The 16,618-nt window shown below is 72.4% G+C and carries 17 protein-coding genes; 13 read left to right on the top strand and 4 right to left on the bottom strand.

What is annotated here, in order from left to right; genetic code table 11:
• Position 1 precedes the first annotated feature (1 nt).
• From HD593_RS10200 to HD593_RS10190, 3 genes are all read right to left on the bottom strand, one after another.
• Positions 2-883 carry an LLM class flavin-dependent oxidoreductase gene (locus tag HD593_RS10200; RefSeq protein WP_221524703.1) on the bottom strand — a complete coding sequence of 294 codons (882 nt, stop codon included), beginning with the start codon at positions 881-883 and terminating at the stop codon, positions 2-4.
• On the bottom strand, positions 880-2,700 hold the full coding sequence (locus HD593_RS10195) for an ABC transporter ATP-binding protein (RefSeq protein WP_185101935.1): 1,821 nt from the start codon (positions 2,698-2,700) through the stop codon (positions 880-882). The genes HD593_RS10200 and HD593_RS10195 overlap by 4 nt, the downstream gene beginning before the upstream one ends.
• A 67-nt stretch (positions 2,701-2,767) precedes the next feature.
• On the bottom strand, positions 2,768-2,965 hold the full coding sequence (locus tag HD593_RS10190; protein ID WP_185101934.1) for a hypothetical protein: 198 nt from the start codon (positions 2,963-2,965) through the stop codon (positions 2,768-2,770).
• A 334-nt stretch (positions 2,966-3,299) separates the two neighbouring features.
• Between HD593_RS10190 and HD593_RS10185 the strand changes: the two genes are divergently transcribed.
• From HD593_RS10185 to HD593_RS10125, 13 genes are all read left to right on the top strand, one after another.
• Positions 3,300-4,397 carry a lanthionine synthetase LanC family protein gene (locus tag HD593_RS10185; RefSeq protein ID WP_312903417.1) on the top strand — a complete coding sequence of 366 codons (1,098 nt, stop codon included), beginning with the start codon at positions 3,300-3,302 and terminating at the stop codon, positions 4,395-4,397.
• Positions 4,394-5,656, top strand: a complete 1,263-nt coding sequence (locus HD593_RS10180) for a YcaO-like family protein (protein WP_185101932.1) — start codon at positions 4,394-4,396, stop codon at positions 5,654-5,656. The genes HD593_RS10185 and HD593_RS10180 overlap by 4 nt, the downstream gene beginning before the upstream one ends.
• Complete coding sequence (locus HD593_RS10175; protein ID WP_185101931.1) at positions 5,653-6,963, top strand: TfuA-like protein; 1,311 nt, start codon at positions 5,653-5,655, stop codon at positions 6,961-6,963. Before HD593_RS10180 ends, HD593_RS10175 begins: the two co-directional genes overlap by 4 nt.
• A complete protein-coding gene (locus tag HD593_RS10170) occupies positions 6,960-7,745 on the top strand; it encodes a twin-arginine translocation signal domain-containing protein (protein ID WP_185101930.1) in 786 nt (261 codons plus the stop codon). Before HD593_RS10175 ends, HD593_RS10170 begins: the two co-directional genes overlap by 4 nt.
• Positions 7,742-8,563, top strand: coding sequence for a hypothetical protein (locus HD593_RS10165; protein WP_185101929.1), 822 nt, complete (start codon positions 7,742-7,744; stop codon positions 8,561-8,563). The genes HD593_RS10170 and HD593_RS10165 overlap by 4 nt, the downstream gene beginning before the upstream one ends.
• Entirely contained in the window at positions 8,560-10,269 is a 1,710-nt protein-coding gene (locus HD593_RS10160) for a tryptophan halogenase family protein (protein ID WP_185101928.1), read from the top strand. The genes HD593_RS10165 and HD593_RS10160 overlap by 4 nt, the downstream gene beginning before the upstream one ends.
• 30 nt (positions 10,270-10,299) lie before the next feature.
• Positions 10,300-10,854 carry a bacilysin biosynthesis protein BacA gene (locus HD593_RS10155; RefSeq protein WP_185101927.1) on the top strand — a complete coding sequence of 185 codons (555 nt, stop codon included), beginning with the start codon at positions 10,300-10,302 and terminating at the stop codon, positions 10,852-10,854.
• The gene (locus HD593_RS10150; protein WP_185101926.1) at positions 10,851-12,098 is read left to right on the top strand and encodes a DUF6421 family protein; all 1,248 of its coding nucleotides are present in this window, start codon (positions 10,851-10,853) and stop codon (positions 12,096-12,098) included. The genes HD593_RS10155 and HD593_RS10150 overlap by 4 nt, the downstream gene beginning before the upstream one ends.
• Positions 12,099-12,112: 14 nt before the next feature.
• The gene (locus tag HD593_RS10145) at positions 12,113-12,610 is read left to right on the top strand and encodes a nuclear transport factor 2 family protein (RefSeq protein ID WP_185101925.1); all 498 of its coding nucleotides are present in this window, start codon (positions 12,113-12,115) and stop codon (positions 12,608-12,610) included.
• Positions 12,607-13,521, top strand: a complete 915-nt coding sequence (locus HD593_RS10140) for a branched-chain amino acid aminotransferase (protein ID WP_185101924.1) — start codon at positions 12,607-12,609, stop codon at positions 13,519-13,521. Before HD593_RS10145 ends, HD593_RS10140 begins: the two co-directional genes overlap by 4 nt.
• Positions 13,518-14,189 carry an AzlC family ABC transporter permease gene (locus HD593_RS10135; protein ID WP_185101923.1) on the top strand — a complete coding sequence of 224 codons (672 nt, stop codon included), beginning with the start codon at positions 13,518-13,520 and terminating at the stop codon, positions 14,187-14,189. Before HD593_RS10140 ends, HD593_RS10135 begins: the two co-directional genes overlap by 4 nt.
• The gene (locus HD593_RS10130) at positions 14,186-14,503 is read left to right on the top strand and encodes an AzlD domain-containing protein (protein WP_185101922.1); all 318 of its coding nucleotides are present in this window, start codon (positions 14,186-14,188) and stop codon (positions 14,501-14,503) included. Before HD593_RS10135 ends, HD593_RS10130 begins: the two co-directional genes overlap by 4 nt.
• Positions 14,504-14,564: 61 nt before the next feature.
• Entirely contained in the window at positions 14,565-15,476 is a 912-nt protein-coding gene (locus tag HD593_RS10125; RefSeq protein ID WP_185101921.1) for an ADP-ribosylglycohydrolase family protein, read from the top strand.
• 13 nt (positions 15,477-15,489) lie between these two features.
• On the opposite strand, the gene HD593_RS10120 is transcribed toward HD593_RS10125, so the two are convergent.
• Positions 15,490-16,539 (bottom strand): alpha/beta fold hydrolase, encoded by a 1,050-nt coding sequence (locus HD593_RS10120; protein ID WP_221524702.1) that lies wholly within the window; start codon positions 16,537-16,539, stop codon positions 15,490-15,492.
• Positions 16,540-16,618 lie beyond the last annotated feature (79 nt).

Raw genomic sequence — 16,618 nt, 5'->3', positions numbered from 1 at the left:
CTCAGCGCTCCAGCCCGGCCGTGGCCACCGCCTGCCCGGTGGTGGCCGCGGACACGATCGCGTGGATCTCCTTCAACGCCCTGAAATGGTCGTCGGGATCGCTCGACGTCTCGGCGATGACGACCTCGTCGGCGCCCGACATGCGCAGGGCGTTCAGCACGGTGGCCGCGCAGTCCTCCGGCGACCCGGCGGTCACGGCGAACGGCTGCCTGCGCGCGTCCGCCAGTGCCCTGGCAGGGTCGGTGTTGGCGGCCACGGCCAGCGCCACGGCCGTCGTGCCCGGCGAGGAGCCGGAGCGGTAGTCGTCCATGGCCCGCAGGCACACGTCGAGATCGGGCTTGAGGAACAGCGCGTGGCAGTAGGAGGCGCCCAGCTCGGCGGCCATCACCGCCGACCGCCCGCTCGTGCCGTGCAGCCACAGCTCGTACGGCGAGCCGAGCGGCTCCACCAGCTCGCAGCCGTCGCGCAGGATGCGGGCCAGCTCGCGCACGTCCCTGTCGAGCGCGTCGTCGTCCTTGAGCAGGTGGCGCAGCAGATCGGAGTTGGGCCCCACGGTGCCCCTGCCCAGCCCGACGTCCAGCCGGTCGCCGCAGAAGCCGGCGACGGTGAACAGGTCCTCGGCGGTCAGGTAGAGATCGCGCAGGCGCAGCAGCGTGACCGCCGTGCCCACGCGGATGCCGCTGGTGTGGCTGCCGAGCACGGCGACCGTGTGCAGCGGGCTGCGGCTGGGCGAGCCGACGCCGTGGTGCTCGGGCACCCAGACGCGGCGGTAGCCGAGGTCGTCGGCCAGCAGGGCCGCCTCGAAGGCCACGCGCTGGATCGGCCTGGCGGCGGCCATGCCCGCCAGGTCCAGGTACTCGATGAGCCCGAGCGGCGGCCTCACGCCGGCTCCTCGGCGAACGCGTCGGCCTGGAGCGAGTACATCTCGGCGTAGAGGCCGCGGGCGAGCATCAGGCTCTCGTGGGATCCCTGCTCCACGATTCTCCCTCCGTCGAAGACAAAGATCTGGTCGGCGTGCCGTACGTTGGAGAAGCGGTGGGAGATGACGACGGCGGTCCTGCCGCGCAGCAGCCCGCGCAGGTCGCGCAGCAGCGCGTGGTCGGCCACCGGGTCGAGCGCCGAGGTCGGCTCGTCCAGGATGACCAGCTCGCGGTCCCTGAAGAGCGCCCTGGCCAGTGCCAGGCGCTGGCTCTCCCCGCCCGACAGCGACGTGCCGTCGCCGAACTCGGGGCCCAGCTCGGTGGCGGCCCCGGCGGGCAGCCTGGCCACCATCTCCGCGGCGCCCGCCGCCTCGATCGCCCCCGTGACGGCCGCGTGGTCGCCGGCACGCGCGAGGTCGCCGAGCGAGACGTTCTCCTCGATGCTGAAGTGGTAGGTCATGTGGTCCTGGAAGACCGCGGTGACGTGGTCGCGCAGCGCCTTGTGGTCCAGGCCGGCGATGTCCTGGCCGTTCCAGCTCACCGTGCCGTCGCCCGGCCGGTAGAGGAAGGACAGGATCTTGGCCATGGTGGTCTTCCCCGAGCCGTTGGGCCCGACGAAGGCGACGAGCTGTCCGGCGCCGATCGTCATGTCCACGCCCGCGAGCGCGTCGCGTTCGGCGCCCGGGTAGCGGAAGGTGAGGTCGCGTACGCGCAGCTCGCGCAGGCGCTCGGGCAGCGCGCGGCCGCGCTCCAGCTCTTCGGCCCGCTTGAGCTGGTCGTAGAAGGCGGCCTGGTCGCCGAGGAAGAGCCCGGCCTCCGACAGCTCGGCCATCGGGCCGCCCAGCCCGCCGACCGCGCTGACCAGCCTGCTCAGCGCCACGACCGTCGTCAGCAGCGTCGGCACGTCCATGCGGCCGCTGGCGAAGAACCAGCCGAGCAGGCCGACGGCCGCGGTCAGCACCAGGCCGAACGAGACCTGGCTGACCAGCAGGTTGCGCCACTGCCCGCGCACCATGCGGCGCAGCTCGGCGTAGCGCTCGTCGGTCAGCTCGTCGTAGCGCCTGGCGAAGTCCCGCATGAGGCCGAACGAGCGCACCTCGGCGGCCGGCTCGCGGGAGGTCATCAGCCAGCCGACGTAGCGGCGCCGCCGTTCCAGCGGGGTCACCGCGTGGAAGAACCCGAACTGCTGGCCCGCCAGCTTGGACGAGACCAGCAGCACGGGTGCGGCGGCCAGCGCCATCATGGGCAGGAGCAGGGGCTGCAGGAAGACGAGCATCCCGGTGAACACCACGATCTGGAAACCGCTGGCGATCAGCGCGGTGATGCCGCGCACCACCTGGCGCGGCTTGAAGTCGGCCGTGGCCTCCGCCCTGCTGATGCGGTCGTGCACCTGGGAGTCGTCGAAGTCGACGAGCTCCAGCATGGCGATCGCCCGGTGCATGCGGCGGGCGCTGAACTGCCGCACCCGGTCCAGGAGCAGTTCCTGGACGGTGTGCCTGCTGTTCGCCATGAAGATCATGAACAGCGTGAGCACGATGGCGACGCCCAGCCACGGGATGATGCGTTCCACCGTCTCCCCGGGCACTGACGAGTTGCTCAGAAAGGCATCGGCGCCGCCGCGGAAGACGGCCAGCAGCGAGAGCGCGAGCAACCCCTCGGCCGCCGGTAACGCGACGACCACGAGCCAGAACAGGCCAGGACTGGCCTCCCGGCTGAGCCGCAGAGCGTCGATAATGTTGGCAGGAGCCGAACGTCTGGCTCCGGGGACCTTCAGTGCCACGGGGGCCTCCTAAAGCGCGGGCGGTGTCGCGTCACGGTCGCGACACCGCCCGACTGGTGCGGCCTGACTAGCAGGTGCATTCCGAGGTGTTGCAGTAGTCACACGTCCAGGGGCAGGTCCAGCAGGTGGTGGAGGTGGTCCAGCCACCCGCCACCGGCTCCTGGACGGACGTGAGAACGCCCTGCTCGCCACCGTTCGGCGTGGAGAAGACCTCCAGGTCCACGGAAAGGTCGAGAACGTCGCCCATCATTTCAGCCTTGGCCATCTTGATTTCACCTCCTCTGCTTCTGGATTGGCGCGGCCGGCTCGGCCGCACAGTCGAGGACTTTAAGCCAGGCAACCGGATCGGGCAATAGCCCCGGACTATCGCGAGTTTCGCCTCCCCGTGCCCGCCACGTCCCGCCGGCGAGACACGAGACCGCATCTGACCAGGCATTTCAGCATCGCTCTCTTGACATCACACTCCCCCTTCCCATCAATGGCGAGTGTTGTGCCCGATCCCGTGCATTGCCTGAGAGGGGAAAACCTTGCGCGACCTGGAATTAGCTCGATTGATTTACGCGGACGCCCGGACGGGTATTCAGGAAACGCCCAACATCGTGCTGCTGCTGGACCTTTCGCTGGCCGCGCTCGAGTTCGAACGGGCCATTGGCGAGGATTTTTCCGCGCGTGATCATTTCTTTGAGGCGCTCGACCTGCTGAGCGGCTTCCGAGGGGTGGAGCCGTGGCTGTTCGGCGGGGTCGCCCAGGTGGGCTGGACCGCCTTCCAGCTGTCCCGGTACACCGGCATGCAGCTCAAGGGCCTCGACAGGTTCGACGGCATGATCCTCGACTGGATCACCAACTTCCCCGACGACCATGACGTGGACCTGCCCAGCGGCCTGCTGGGGCTCGGCGTCTACGCGCTGTCCCATCCCGATCCCGCCGTGCGGGAGAAGATGACCGCGCAGCTCGTCACGGTCGTCGAGAGCCGGGCGGAGCACGACGAGCACGGCCTGTTCGTCCGGCTCGCGCCGTACGAGGCGAGGCTGCGCACCCGGCCCGAGGTCGTCGGGCACCGCGACCTGGGGGTGGCGCACGGCAGCGCCGGGCTGGTGTCCTTCCTGGCCTCGCTCGCCATGAGCGGGCTGCCGTCCGCCCAGCGCGGCGAGGAGCTGCTGCGCTCCGCGCTCGGCTGGCTGATGCACCACCGCCGGCCGCTGGAGGGCACCGTCTACCCGCACTCGGTCGAGAGCCGGTACGAGCCCTCGCGCAGCGCCTGGTGCTACGGCGACCCGGGGACGGCCATGGCCCTGGCCGTCGCCGCCCGCGCCACCGGGTCGGCCGAGGTCGCCGCCGAGGCGCGGGCGGTGGCGCGGGCCGCGCTCACCCGGCCGCCGGAGCGGGCCAAGGTGATGGACGCCTGCCTGTGCCACGGCGCGGCGGGGCTGGTGTGGTTCGGCTGCGCGGCGCGCGCGGAGTGGGAGCCGCCCGAGGCGGCCGACTTCGTCCACCACTGGTCGGGCTACATCCACCAGCAGCGCGCCGACGGCCCGCTGCACTACCTGGTGCGGGGCGGCTTCCACCGCGACCACTCCTTCCTCGAAGGCGATCTCGGGGCCGCCCTGGCGATGCTCACCCTGGCCACCGGCGTGCCGCCCGCGTGGGCGGGGCGCATGCTCGGCGCGGCCGTCCTGCCGCCGGAGCCACGTCCATGACGGACCGCACGTCACCGCCGCCCGCAGCGATGTCCCCCACGGAACTGGCGTCGGTGCTCTCCGGGGAGACCGCGAAGGGTTACTCGGACGGCACTCAGCGGACCGTTCCACCCGAGGAGACGCTCGCCCGCATCAGGACGTACCTGCCGCGCGCGGGGATCACCAGGCTGGCCGACATCACCGGCCTGGACAGCCTCGGCATCCCGGTCACGCTCGCGGTGCGCCCCAACGGCCGGGTGCTCAGCGTGAGCTCGGGCAAGGGGCTCACGACGGCGGCCGCGCTGGTCTCCGGCGCGATGGAGTCGATCGAGCTGCACCACGCCGAGGTGGAGTGGTCGCCGCGCACCGTCAGGCGCTCCTACGCCGAGATGCGCGCGGAGCACCTGGTGCCGGACGCGGCCGACCTGCCGCTCGCCAGGTCGGCCCCGTTCCCGCACGACTGGCCCTACCTGTGGACGTGGGGCTGGGACCTGGCCGGCGCGGCCGAGGTGGCGCTGCCGGTCTCCATGATCCACATGGGCAACCGGCACGCCCGCGTCTTCGACCTGTTCTCCTTCCAGGTCACCTCCAACGGCCTGGCCTCGGGCAACACCCTGGCGGAAGCGCTGCTGTCCGGGCTGCTGGAGGTGATCGAGCGGGACGCGGTCACCTGCCACACCGAGCGCTGGCGCAACGGGACCCCGCCGCCGCTGTTCGACCTCGACGCCGTCGCCTTCCCCTCGGTCGTCCCGCTGCTCGACCGGCTGGCCGCGGCCAAGGCCAGGGCCATCGTCTTCGACTGCACCCTCGACACCGGGGTTCCGGTCTACATGGCGCACGTCGTCGACGAGAGCGGCCTGATCTCCGGCACGTTCACCGGCTACGGCGCGCATCTCGACCCCGAGATCGCCCTGTCGCGGGCCATCACCGAGGCGGCGCAGGCCAGGACGGTCATCATCGCCGGGTCCCGCGACGACATCTACCGCCACCGCGACCTGGCCAGGCGCGTCAGCATGGAGCGCTGGCGGGAGTGGCAGGACGGCGCCGGCGACCTGCGCACCGTGCGGCCCGACCCGCTCTCGCGGTCCGGCGCGACGTTCGAGGAGGACATCAGGACGCTGCTCGCCCGGCTGCGCGCGGCCGGCCTGGAGCGCGTGGTGGCCGTCGACCTGAGCACGCCGCACTTCCCCGTCTCGGTGGTCAAGGTGGTCGTGCCCGGCCTGGAGGGCTACCGCATGGAGAACTACGCGCCGGGGCGCAGGGCCAGGAGAGCGGCATGAGCGTCGCGGTCTTCCTCGGGCCCAGCCTGCCTCTGGACGAGGCGCGCCGGCTGCTGCCCGGCGCCACGTACCTGCCGCCCGCGCGCCAGGCCGACCTGGTGTCCCTGCTGGACGACCCGCCGGCCGCCATCGGGCTGATCGACGGGGAGTTCCACCAGGCCCGATCCGTGTGGCACAAGGAGATCCTGCTCGCGCTGGAGCGGGGGGTGCACGTCTTCGGCGCCTCCAGCATGGGCGCGCTGCGCGCGGCGGAGCTCGAACGGTACGGGATGGTCGGCGTCGGCACGGTCTTCGAGCAGTACGCCTGCGGCCGCCTGACCGACGACGACGAGGTGGCGCTGCGCTACAGCCACGACGACGGCCGCTACGTGCCGCTGTCGGAGCCGATGGTCAACATCCGCGCCACGCTGCTGGCCGCCCGCGCGGCCGGACTGCCCGAGAGCCTGTGCGAACTGGCCGAGCGGGAGGCCAAGGCGCTCTACTACCCCGACCGCTGCCGGCGGGCGGTGCTGGACCGGCTGCGGGCCTCGGGGGCGGGCCCGGCCGAGGTGGCGGCGCTCGACGCCTTCTGGCGGGAGCACCCGGTGGACGCCAAGGCGGACGACGCCCGTGCCCTGCTCGACGTGCTCGCCGCGTTCGCCGCCGATCCCCCGCCGCCCAGGCCGCCGGGCGAGCCGGTGTTCCGCACCGCCGGGCTGGACACGCTGCACGACCGCGAGCGCCGGGTGCGCGTGGACGGGCGCGAGGTCGCGCTGGCCGACATCGCCGACGCCGCGCAGCTGTGGCACCGCGACGCCGCCACCGCCAACGCCGCCGCGCTGGACCGGGGCCTGGTACTGGTCCTGGCCGACCTGCTGCGCATCGAGCCCGCCGAGGAGGACGTCGGCAGGGAGATCGAGCGCTGGCGGATCAGGCACGGCCACACGTCCGACGACTCCTTCGCCGCGTGGCTGCGGCGCAACCACCTCGACCACGACGGGTTCCGCGACCTGGCCGCCGGCGCGGCGCGCCGCCGCCTGCTGTGGCGGTGGCTGCTCTACTCCCGTCACGTCGAGCGCAGCACCCGGCTCGTCATCGACCGGCTGCGCTGGGACGACGAGTACGAGCCGTGGGCCCGCGCCGCCGCCGAGGCCGGCGAGGCCGCGGAGATCGAAGAAGAGCTGCTGTTCAGCGCCGACCCCACCGCCCTGGCGCGCGAGCGCGGGCTGTCGATCGACACCGACCTCGCCACCTGGGCGGAGGAGGCCGGCTTCAACTCCCCCGAGCACCTGTTGCTCGCCCTGGCCAGAGAAGTGAGGCACCCATGACGCAGATCAACCGCCGCCAGGCCCTGCGGGCGGCGCTGGTCGCCGGCGCCGCCGTCGGAGCCGGCGCGCTCGCCGTCCAGCCGGCCCGCGCGGACGACGACCAGGCCGGGACGCTGGGCCACCACCTGCCGCCGGTCCCCGGCATGCACGGCGACCGGCGCGCCAACGAGCTGTGGTACGTCTACGAGCAGGACTTCTACCTGCAGCCCTCCCCCGAGGTCGTCGCCGCCTACCAGGCCGTCGGCGCGGTCGCCGGCGGCTCCATCGAGGGCGTGCTCTACCTCTACCGGGGCAGCAGGCAGTACGGCACCTACCCGGACAAGTTCGTCGAGCGGCTCGCCCCCGCCCGCGACGCGCTGGCGCTGCTGTCCGGCCTGCAGCTGGGCGTGCTGCACCGCTACTACCGCCACAGCCGGCTCGACGAGGGCTTCTACTACCTCGGCGAGGGCACCTGCTACGACCCGCGGATGCCGGACGGCGGCAAGGTCCACATGATGAACACCGGCCCGAACGGCGAGCCGGCGGTGAACTGGCACCTGTGGCACGCCATCGCCAGGGCCATGACGTTGCTCGACGTGGACGCCAGGGCGTGGACGTCGATCGACCCGATGATCGGGCTCGGCTGGGCGGCCCAGTCGGTGGCCCAGCCGAAGCCGGAGACGGTCAACCCGCCGCTGGAGCCGAGGGTGCGGCGGCGGCTCTTCCGGCAGTGGCGCGGCGTGGGCCCGGACGAGATGGACGTCCGGTTCGACTCCGTCCCCTACCCGCCCGAGATTCCGTGACCGGGGTCCTCGTCCGCGAGGTGTCCCTGCGGGACCCGGCCGCGGTGGAGTCGCTGGGCGCCGAGCGGCCGCCCGGCGCCTACCACCCGGCCGCCGTCGCGCGGCGGCCGCCCCCGCTGCCGCCGAACGTCAACAGGCACCTGATGACCCGGCGGCTCGCCGGCCGGATGCGGCGCCTGGCCCAGGCCGGCGGGATCGACGACCTGCACCTGCGGGTGATCAGCCACGCGTTGCGCCTGGACGGCCGCGAGGTGCCCGCGCCGCTGCACTTCGCGCTCGCCTTCCGCCACGAGGACCTGCGGGTGGCGGGACCGGTGTTCGTCTCGGTGCTGCACGAGGCGGGGCTGACCGTGCCGCCCGGCGTGCTGGCCGAGCCGTGGGCGGCGGGGCTGCGGGAGGTCGGCTCCCCGCTGGACGCGCTCGACCGCCGCCTGCTGCTGGAGCACTACCTGCGGGAGTACCGCGACGGGGCACGCGCGACGACCGACCTGACCGTGATCTGCGTGCCCGCCAGGCCGCCCGCCGCGCGCGCGGCGAGCCCGACGCACCAGGCGCTGCTCGCCCTGTCCGGAGCCGCGCCCCTCCCGGTCGGCTCGTGGGACGGCTACCCCGTCTGGCACGCCGGGCGGCCACGGCCGCTGCCGCCGCCCCTGCTGGACAGCCTCGACCTGCTCAGGCGGGAGTGGTCCGAGCAGACCCGCCTGGCCCACGAGAGGGGCGGCTCGAACCGGCAGAGCCACGTCGAGATCGCCGTCCTCGTCGACTGGATCCGTTCGTCCTGGCGTTCCGCCATGATCAGTAAAGGAGCAGTCCCATGATGACGAGCCCGAGCCTGGAGGCGCTCGCGGCCGGCCTGCCGTCCGAGGAGGCCGCGGCGGTACGCGCGTGGCTCGGCCATGGCGACGCGCTGACCCCGCGCCCGCTCGCCGTCGGCGCCGAGCACCTGGCGACCGGGATCAGCCGGCCGCGGCCCGGGGACGACGCCGCCGTGCGCCGGGTGGGCGTGATCGGCGGCGGGACCGCCGGCTACCTGACCGCGCTCGCGTTGAAGGCCAAGCGGCCGTGGCTGGAGGTCACGCTGGTCGAGTCGCCGGTGGTGCCCATCATCGGCGTCGGCGAGTCGACCACGCCGCTGATGGTCACCTTTCTCCACCACTACCTGGGCGTCGACCCCATGGACCTGTACCGGGAGGTCCGGCCGACGTGGAAGCTGGGCATCAAGTTCGACTGGGGGCCCGACCCCGACGGGTTCGCCGCGCCGTTCGACTGGGACACCAACTCCGTCGGCATTCGCGGCTCGCTGGCCGCCCAGGGCGACATCAACGCCGCGACGGTGCAGTCGCTGATGATGACGGCGGGCCGTACGCCCGTCTTCGACGTCGGCGGGCGGATCGTGTCGCTGATGAACCACCTGGCCTTCTCCTACCACCTCGACAACGGGCGCTTCGTGGCCTTCCTCACCAAGCTCGCGGCCGAGCGCGGGGTGCGGCACCTCGCCGCGCAGGTCGCCGACGTCGAGCTGGACGAGCGCGGGTGGGTCTCCAGGCTGCGCACCGGCGATGGGCAGGAGCTCGACTTCGACCTCTACGTTGACTGCAGCGGCTTCCGCTCGCTGCTGCTCGGCAAGGCGCTGGAGACGCCGTTCCACAGCTACGGCAGCAGCCTCTACACCGATTCGGCCGTGACGGGCAACGTCGAGCACGGCGGGCGGCTGAAGCCGTACACGACGGCGCGGACCATGAACGCGGGCTGGTGCTGGGCCATCCCCACGCGGGAGAGCGACCACCTCGGCTACGTCTACGCCTCCTCCGCGCTGTCCGACGACGACGCGGCGAACGAGCTGGCCAAACGTTTCCCCGGCGTGACGGAGCCGAAGTTCGTACGCTTCCGCTCGGGCAGGCACGCCGAGGCCTGGCGCGGCAACGTCATGGGCATCGGCAACTCCTACGCCTTCGTCGAGCCGCTGGAGTCCAGCGGCCTGCTCATGATCACGTGGGGCATCATCGCGCTGGTCAACCTGATGCCCTCGTCCTGGTCCGAGCCGTGCCCCCGCGACCTGGTCAACCAGGCGCTGGCGGACCGGTGGGACGCCATCCGCTGGTTCCTGGCGATCCACTACAAGTTCAACACCCGCCTGGACACGCCCTTCTGGAAGGAGGTGCGGGCCGGCGCCGACGTCACGGGCATGCAGCCCCTGCTCGACCTGTACGCCTCCGGCGCGCCCCTGCGGCTGCGCGACCCGCTCGCGCGCGGGTTCGCCGACGCGACCTCGCCCACCTTCTACGGCCTGGCGGGGGTGGACACGATCCTGCTCGGCCAGAAGGTGCCCGCCAGGCTGCTGCCGCCGGCCGAGCCGATGGCCCGCTGGCACGCGCGCAAGGCGGCGGCCGACGTCCTGGTCAAGCACGCCTTGCCGCAGCACCTGGCGTTGCGCGCGTACGACAGCGAGCCCCGGCTGCACGAGGAGCTGCTGCGGCAGCACGACAGCTGGGCGAGGGCGTCCGTCGCGGGTGCCGTGTTCTGACGTGGCGAGCCTGACACCTGGAGCCTTGCGATGCATTCCCTGAACACGACGGCTCGGACGCCGATCACCCACGTGCACACCCTCGGTCCGAGCGGGACCAACCTGGAGGCGGCCGCGCACGCATGGCTGACCCCCCAAGGGGGCGGCGAGGTGGTGCTGCACGCGAGCCTGGAGAGCGCGATCCCGCTGATCCCGCGAACCGGCACGCACGCGCTGCTGGCCTGCGCGGTCTACCCGGACCTGCACACCCTGGTCTTCTCCAACCTCGCCGCCCTGAACATGATCGACAGCTTTCTGATGCCGACGCACAACATGGTGCTGGCCAGCAGCGGGACCACGACTCCGAAGATCGTGGCCACCCACCAGGCTCCGTCCAGCCTCGTGCCCGACGAGACCGACAAACGCATCGTGCTGAGCAACGCCCAGGCCGCGATCGACTGCGCCGACGGCCTGGCCGACGGCTGCATCACCACGATCGTCGCGGCCAGGCAGCGGAACCTGAAGATCATCCATGACTTCGGGCCGGTACCGATGATCTTCACGGTGCACCAGGTGATGCCGGACGGCCAGGGAGGACGGGGATGAGACCGGATGACGTAGCGGAGCTGAACGGCGTGCTCGGCCGGCGGGTGATCCCGCTGGTGGACGCCTTCCGCGACCGCCAGGAGCTCGACGGAAGCCTCACCGGGCCGGACGAGGACGACACGCGCCTGCTGACCCGGATCAGGGACGAGGCGACCGCCGTCTACCTGGACCTCGGCCTGCCGCATCAGGCCGAGGCGCTGGCGCTGGACGTCGCCGGCTGGCTCGAGGCGGGGCTGTCGGAGCCGCCGGACTTCGCCCGCTCGCGCGACGCGCTGCGCTCCCCGGCGGAAGGCGAGCTCGCGCTCTTCCTCGCCCCCGTGCAGACGACGAACTCCACGCCGCCGGTCGGCCGCCGGATGGAGTGTTTCCTCGCCCGCCGGCGCGAACCCGTGACCTTCCACGACCTGGGCGAGAAGTTCCCGCATCCGAAGAACAACTGCCAGTCCATGGTGCTCCACGCGGCGAGCAAGGGCGTTCGCGAGGGCAACTGCCTGGTCTTCTTCCCGGAGAACGTCGCGGCCCGCGACCGGGTGACCGCGCAGGCGTACGCGATGTTCTTCTTCAGCAAGTTCCGGAAGATCCACGAGACGTACGCGATTCCCGCCGCCGTCTCCGTGCTCGGCTGCCGGCCCGGCGACCTGAGATCGTACGGGCTGGACCCGGACGAGTGCTACGAGGCCCGCGCCACGTGGGGCTACCTGCACGACTACTTCCACTACCAGGGCCGCTGGCCGTTCGACCAGAACATCTCGCTGAAGATGAACTGGTTCGTCGGCCTGCTCGAAGAGACCAAGGTCGACGCGAAGACCATCCTGCAGTGCGCGGGAGGCGGAGTCCCGCACGCCGAGCAGCAGATCGACATGATCCTGCTGGAGCGGATCTTCCGCTATCCCCTCGCGGACGACGCCACGCGCAACTTCGACTCGGGCACCGGCGTCTTCCTCTACTCGTGGCTGCGCGAGCACGGCGCGATCGGCACCGCCGGCGACCACCGCACGTTCTCCCACGCGGCGATCATCCAGGCGGTCCAGAAGTACGTGGACGTCATGGAGGACCTGGAACGCAGGGTGAACTCACCGGACGAGTACAAGGCCGAGGCGAAGGCGCTGGTACGGCAGTTCCTCGCCGAGGACCCGGAGGGCGGGGACCGCTTCGTGTTCTCGGCGGAGCAGCGGGTGCTGCTGCGGTCGCGGGCCGAGATCGACCGCGTTCCGCCCCTGACCTTCGTTCCAGGCGAGCTGTGAAGGAGATGCCCAGGATGGCCTTCCGGGACCGCGACGCCATGATCGCCGCGATTCGGCTCTACTTCGAGGGGTGCAACGAGGTGAGCGAGGAGAAACTGAGGCGCTGCCTGACCGCGGACGCCGTGCACTACCTGCCCGCCGGCATGGGGCCGCCGATCCACGGAGTCGAGGCGGTGCTGGCGCGCTGGGGCGCGGACGTCCGCGCCAACGGCTCCTCCTGGACGGTCCAGGAGGTGTTCGCCGACACCGAGGCGGGGATCGGCGTCGCGGAATGGACCGGGCTCAAGCCCGGTCTCGGCAAGGTGCTGCGCGGCGCGGAGCTCTACCGCTTCACCGAGGACGGGCTCATCGACGAGATCCGCATCTACTACGCCTCACCCCGCGACGACGGCCGCGCGGTGAACGAGCTCGACGGGTACGCCTACGCCGACAGGCCTCTCGTCGACGCTCTCGTGAGCGGGCACGTGGGCGGGCTCGTGGGCGGGCTCGTGGGCAGGGTGGTGAGCCGATGACGGGGGACTTCGCTCATCGGGAGGGCGTGATCTGGCTCGACGGCGAGTTCGTCCGCTGGCAGGACGCGACCCTGCACGTGCTGACCCACGCCCTGCACTACGCCAGCTCCGTCTTCGAGGGCATCCGGGTGTACGGGTCGAAGATCTTCCGGCTCACCGAGCACACCGAGCGGCTGGTCGCCTCGGCCGCCGAGCTCGGCTGCGTGCTGCCGTTCACCGTCCCGGAGCTGGACCGGGCGGCGTCGGAGCTGGCCGCCAGGAACGGCATGGTGGACGGCTACCTGCGGCCGGTCGCCTGGCGCGGCAGCGAGACGATGGGCATCGGCGCGCCGGGCACCTCGGCCCACGTGGCCATCGCGGCCTGGGAGTGGCCGGAGGTCTTCGAGCCGGGCGCCAAGCTCGACGGCATCTCGCTGCACGTCTCGCGGTGGCGCCGGCCGCCGCCCGAGTGCGCGCCGGTCCGCGCCAAGGGGGCGGGCCAGTACGCCATCGGCACCCTGGCCAGGAACGAGGCCGAGGCGGCGGGGGCGCAGGACGCGCTCCTGCTCGACCACCGCGGCCACCTCACCGAGGCCACGGGCGCCAACCTCTTCCTCGTCGTGGACGGCGAGCTGCACACCCCCGTACCCGACTGCTTCCTGGACGGGATCACCCGCAGGGTGGTCATCGGGCTCGCCCGCTCCTACGGGATCCGCGTCGTCGAGCGCCACATCCCGGTCGGCGAGCTGGAGTCGGCCTCGGAGGTGTTCCTCACGGGGACCGCGTACGAGGTGCAGCCGGTCCGGTCGATCGGCGGCCTCACCCACGCTTCCGCCTCCCGTCCGGGCGAGGTCACCCGGACGCTCGCCTTCCGGCCGGGCGAGGTCACCCGGACGCTCGCCGACGCCTACGCGAAGCTGGTGCGGTCTTGAAGGTCAGCCCTGCGGCGAGGCCGCTGATGGGCGGGGCGCGGGCGGCCGTCCCGTTCGCCGTCCCCGTCTTCGCCTTCGGCGTCTCGCTGGGCGTGCTGGCCAAGGGAGCCGGATACCCCTTCGCCGCCACGGTGCTGATGTCGTCGCTCACGTTCGTGGGGTCGTCGCAGTTCGCGACCGTCTCTGTCATGGCCGGTGGGGGCGGCCTGCTCATGGCGGTCCTGGCCGGGGCGCTGCTGAACCTGCGCTACCTCGTCATGGGGTTCGCGATCTCGCCCGCGCTGCGCGGCGGCAGGCTCCGCCGCGCGCGCGACTCCCAGCTCGTGATCGAGGAGTCGTGGGCCATCGCGGCGACACCGGGCGGCGGTTTCGACTACGCGCGGCTCATGGGCTCCGGCCTCGTGCTCTGGGCCGCGTGGAGCCTGGGCACCGCGATCGGCGCGGCGGGGCCGTTCAGCGGCGCCGACCTCGAACGGTTCGGCTTCGACGCGATCTCGCCCGCGCTGTTCTTCCTGCTCCTGACCTCCCACCTGGAGACCGGCGAGCAGCGCGCGGTCGCCGCCGCCGGCGGCCTGCTCTCGATCGGCTTCCTGGCCACCGGGCTCGTCAACTGGGCGATCTTCGGGGTCTGCGCCGCGGCGCTGTGGTGGACCTGGCGCCGCCCGTGACCGCGACCCTGGCGTGGGCGTCCGTCGCCGGCCTGGTGCTGGTCACGCTGCTGCTCAAGGCGTTCGGGCCCGTGGTGGCGGCCGGCAGGCGCCTGCCGGGCTGGTTCCCCGGGTTCGTGGGCCTCCTCACGCCCGCCCTGCTCGCCATGCTGGTGGTCACCCAGCTCCTGGGCTCGCCGGACGGGAACGTCGTGCTGGACGCGCGCCTCGCGGGCCTGGCCGCGGCCGTCGTCGCCTGGCGCCTCAAGGTCCCCACCCTGTGGATCGTCGTGATCGCCGCCGCCGCGACCGCGCTCACCAGGCTGATCAGCTGACCGGCGGCCCGAGCGGCTCTCCCGCGCACGCGAGGCCGCCCGTCCTCCACAATGGGGAGCGATGTCAGCTCACCTCCTCGCCCGGGCCGCCTCCTCCCTCCACGGCCTGGCTCTCGGCGACGCCTTCGGCTCCCAGTTCTTCGTCCCGGCCAACCGTCACGCCCTCGACTCCCGCCTCCTCCCGCCGGCCCCCTGGCAGTGGACGGACGACACCGAGATGGCCTGCTCCGTCTACCGCGTCCTGGCCGATCACGGCACCATCGACCAGGACGCGCTCGCCACGAGCTTCGCCACCCGCCACGACTTCGACCGCGGCTACGGCCCGGCGACGAACCGGCTGCTCCGGCTGGTACGCGAGGGAGGCGACTGGCGGGCGCTGTCGGCCGGGCTCTTCGACGGCAGGGGCTCGTGGGGCAACGGCGCGGCCATGCGGGTGGCGCCGCTGGGTGCCTGGTTCGCCGGCGACCTGGCCGAGGCCGTCCGCCAGTCCACCCTGTCGGCCCAGGTCACCCACACCCACCCCGAGGCCGTGGCCGGTGCCGTGGCCGTGGCGGTGGCGACGGCCGTGACCGCGACGGAGCCCGGCCTGCCCGCCGGGCATTTCCTCGATCGCGTCAGCGAGCACGTCCCGGACAGCCTGGTCCGCGACGGCCTCGCCGAAGCCCGGCAACTGCTCACCATCAGCGACCCCTCGCTGGCCGCCCGGATGCTCGGGAACGGCCGGCAGGTCACCGCGCACGACACGGTGCCGTTCGCGCTGTGGGTGGCGGCCCGTCATCGCCACGATCACGAGGCGGCGATGTGGACGACGGCGGCGGCCGGCGGGGACGTCGACACCACGTGCGCCATCGTCGGCGGCATCGTCGGCGCCGCCGAGTCCGGCCACCTGCCGCCGGAGTGGAGACGGCGCTGCGAACCCCTACCGTCCTGGTCCGGCGCCCCGCCCCTCGACCACCACGACCCCACCCCCTGACGCCCCCTGACCGTCACTCGGCCGTGAACGCGAGGATCTCCCGCACCACGGCCTCGGGGTTCTCCTCCGCGAGCCAGTGCCCCGACTCGGGGATCTCCGCCGCGCGCGTGATGTTGCGCAGCAGCGGCGCCACGGACGGCCGGGTGGCGGCGAGCGAGCCGGTGGCCGTGAGCAGGAGCGTGGGGGTGTCCACCGGGGTGGCCGCGACGTTGTCACGCTCGTCCTCGTCCAGGGTCCGGTAGAGCTCGAACCCCGCGCGCAGGACGTCCCGGCGGCTGTAGGTGCGGACGAACTCGTCGACCTCCGCGTCGGTGAACGGCGACCGCGTCCTCGTGCCGCCGAACGCCGCCCCGCCGTAGGCGACCTGCGGGTAGAACGCCGTGAGGTAGTCGCGCACGTCGCCCGGATCGTCGACGAGCCGCTCCGGTACGGCCTGCTGGCTGTTGAAGGCCATGTGCCAGGAGAAGGTCCGGTACTGCGCGGCAGGCAGCTTCGGCCCGGGGAGCGGATAGTCCAGATGCACGTACGACCTCACCTGCGCGGGGAACCGGGAGACGTACTGGAAGCCGACCCCGCCGCCGAGGTCGTGCGCGACCAGGTCGAAGCGGTCGAGCCCGATCCGGTCACGCAGCAGGCCGTGGACGTACCCGGCCAGGGTCTTCTTGTCGAAGCTCGCCGGGCGGCCCTGGCTGTCGCCGAGGCCGGGGAGGTCGAGGGCGTAGACCGTGTGACGCTCGGCGAGCGCCGGCATGACCTTCCGCCATTCGTACCAGGTCTGCGGCCAGCCGTGCAGCAGCACCAGCGCCGGCCCCTTGCCGCCGGTGACGTAGTGCATGCGCACGCCGCGGACGGTCGCGAACCGGTGCTTGAACGTCGCGTTGAACGCCGCGTCGTGCCTGGTGGCGGCGTCGTACGAGGTGGCCGGACCGTAGGGCGTCGAGGCGGCGGCGGCGGGAGGCGCCGCGTCGAGCACGTTCCATCCGGCGGCACCGCCCGCGGCGAGGGAGAGGGTGAGCGCGCCGGCTCCGAGAAGCAGGCGCTGTCGGCTTCGCATCAGTGTCATGCACCCAGCTTGAGCTGCGGACTTGCAGTTCGGCACACTTTTTTGCAGCATTGCAAGAACTGTCCGGGTGGGAGGTGGT

The organism is Nonomuraea rubra, from assembly GCF_014207985.1.
Classification (GTDB): domain Bacteria; phylum Actinomycetota; class Actinomycetes; order Streptosporangiales; family Streptosporangiaceae; genus Nonomuraea; species Nonomuraea rubra.
This window is presented reverse-complemented; position numbering and strand designations above follow the sequence as displayed.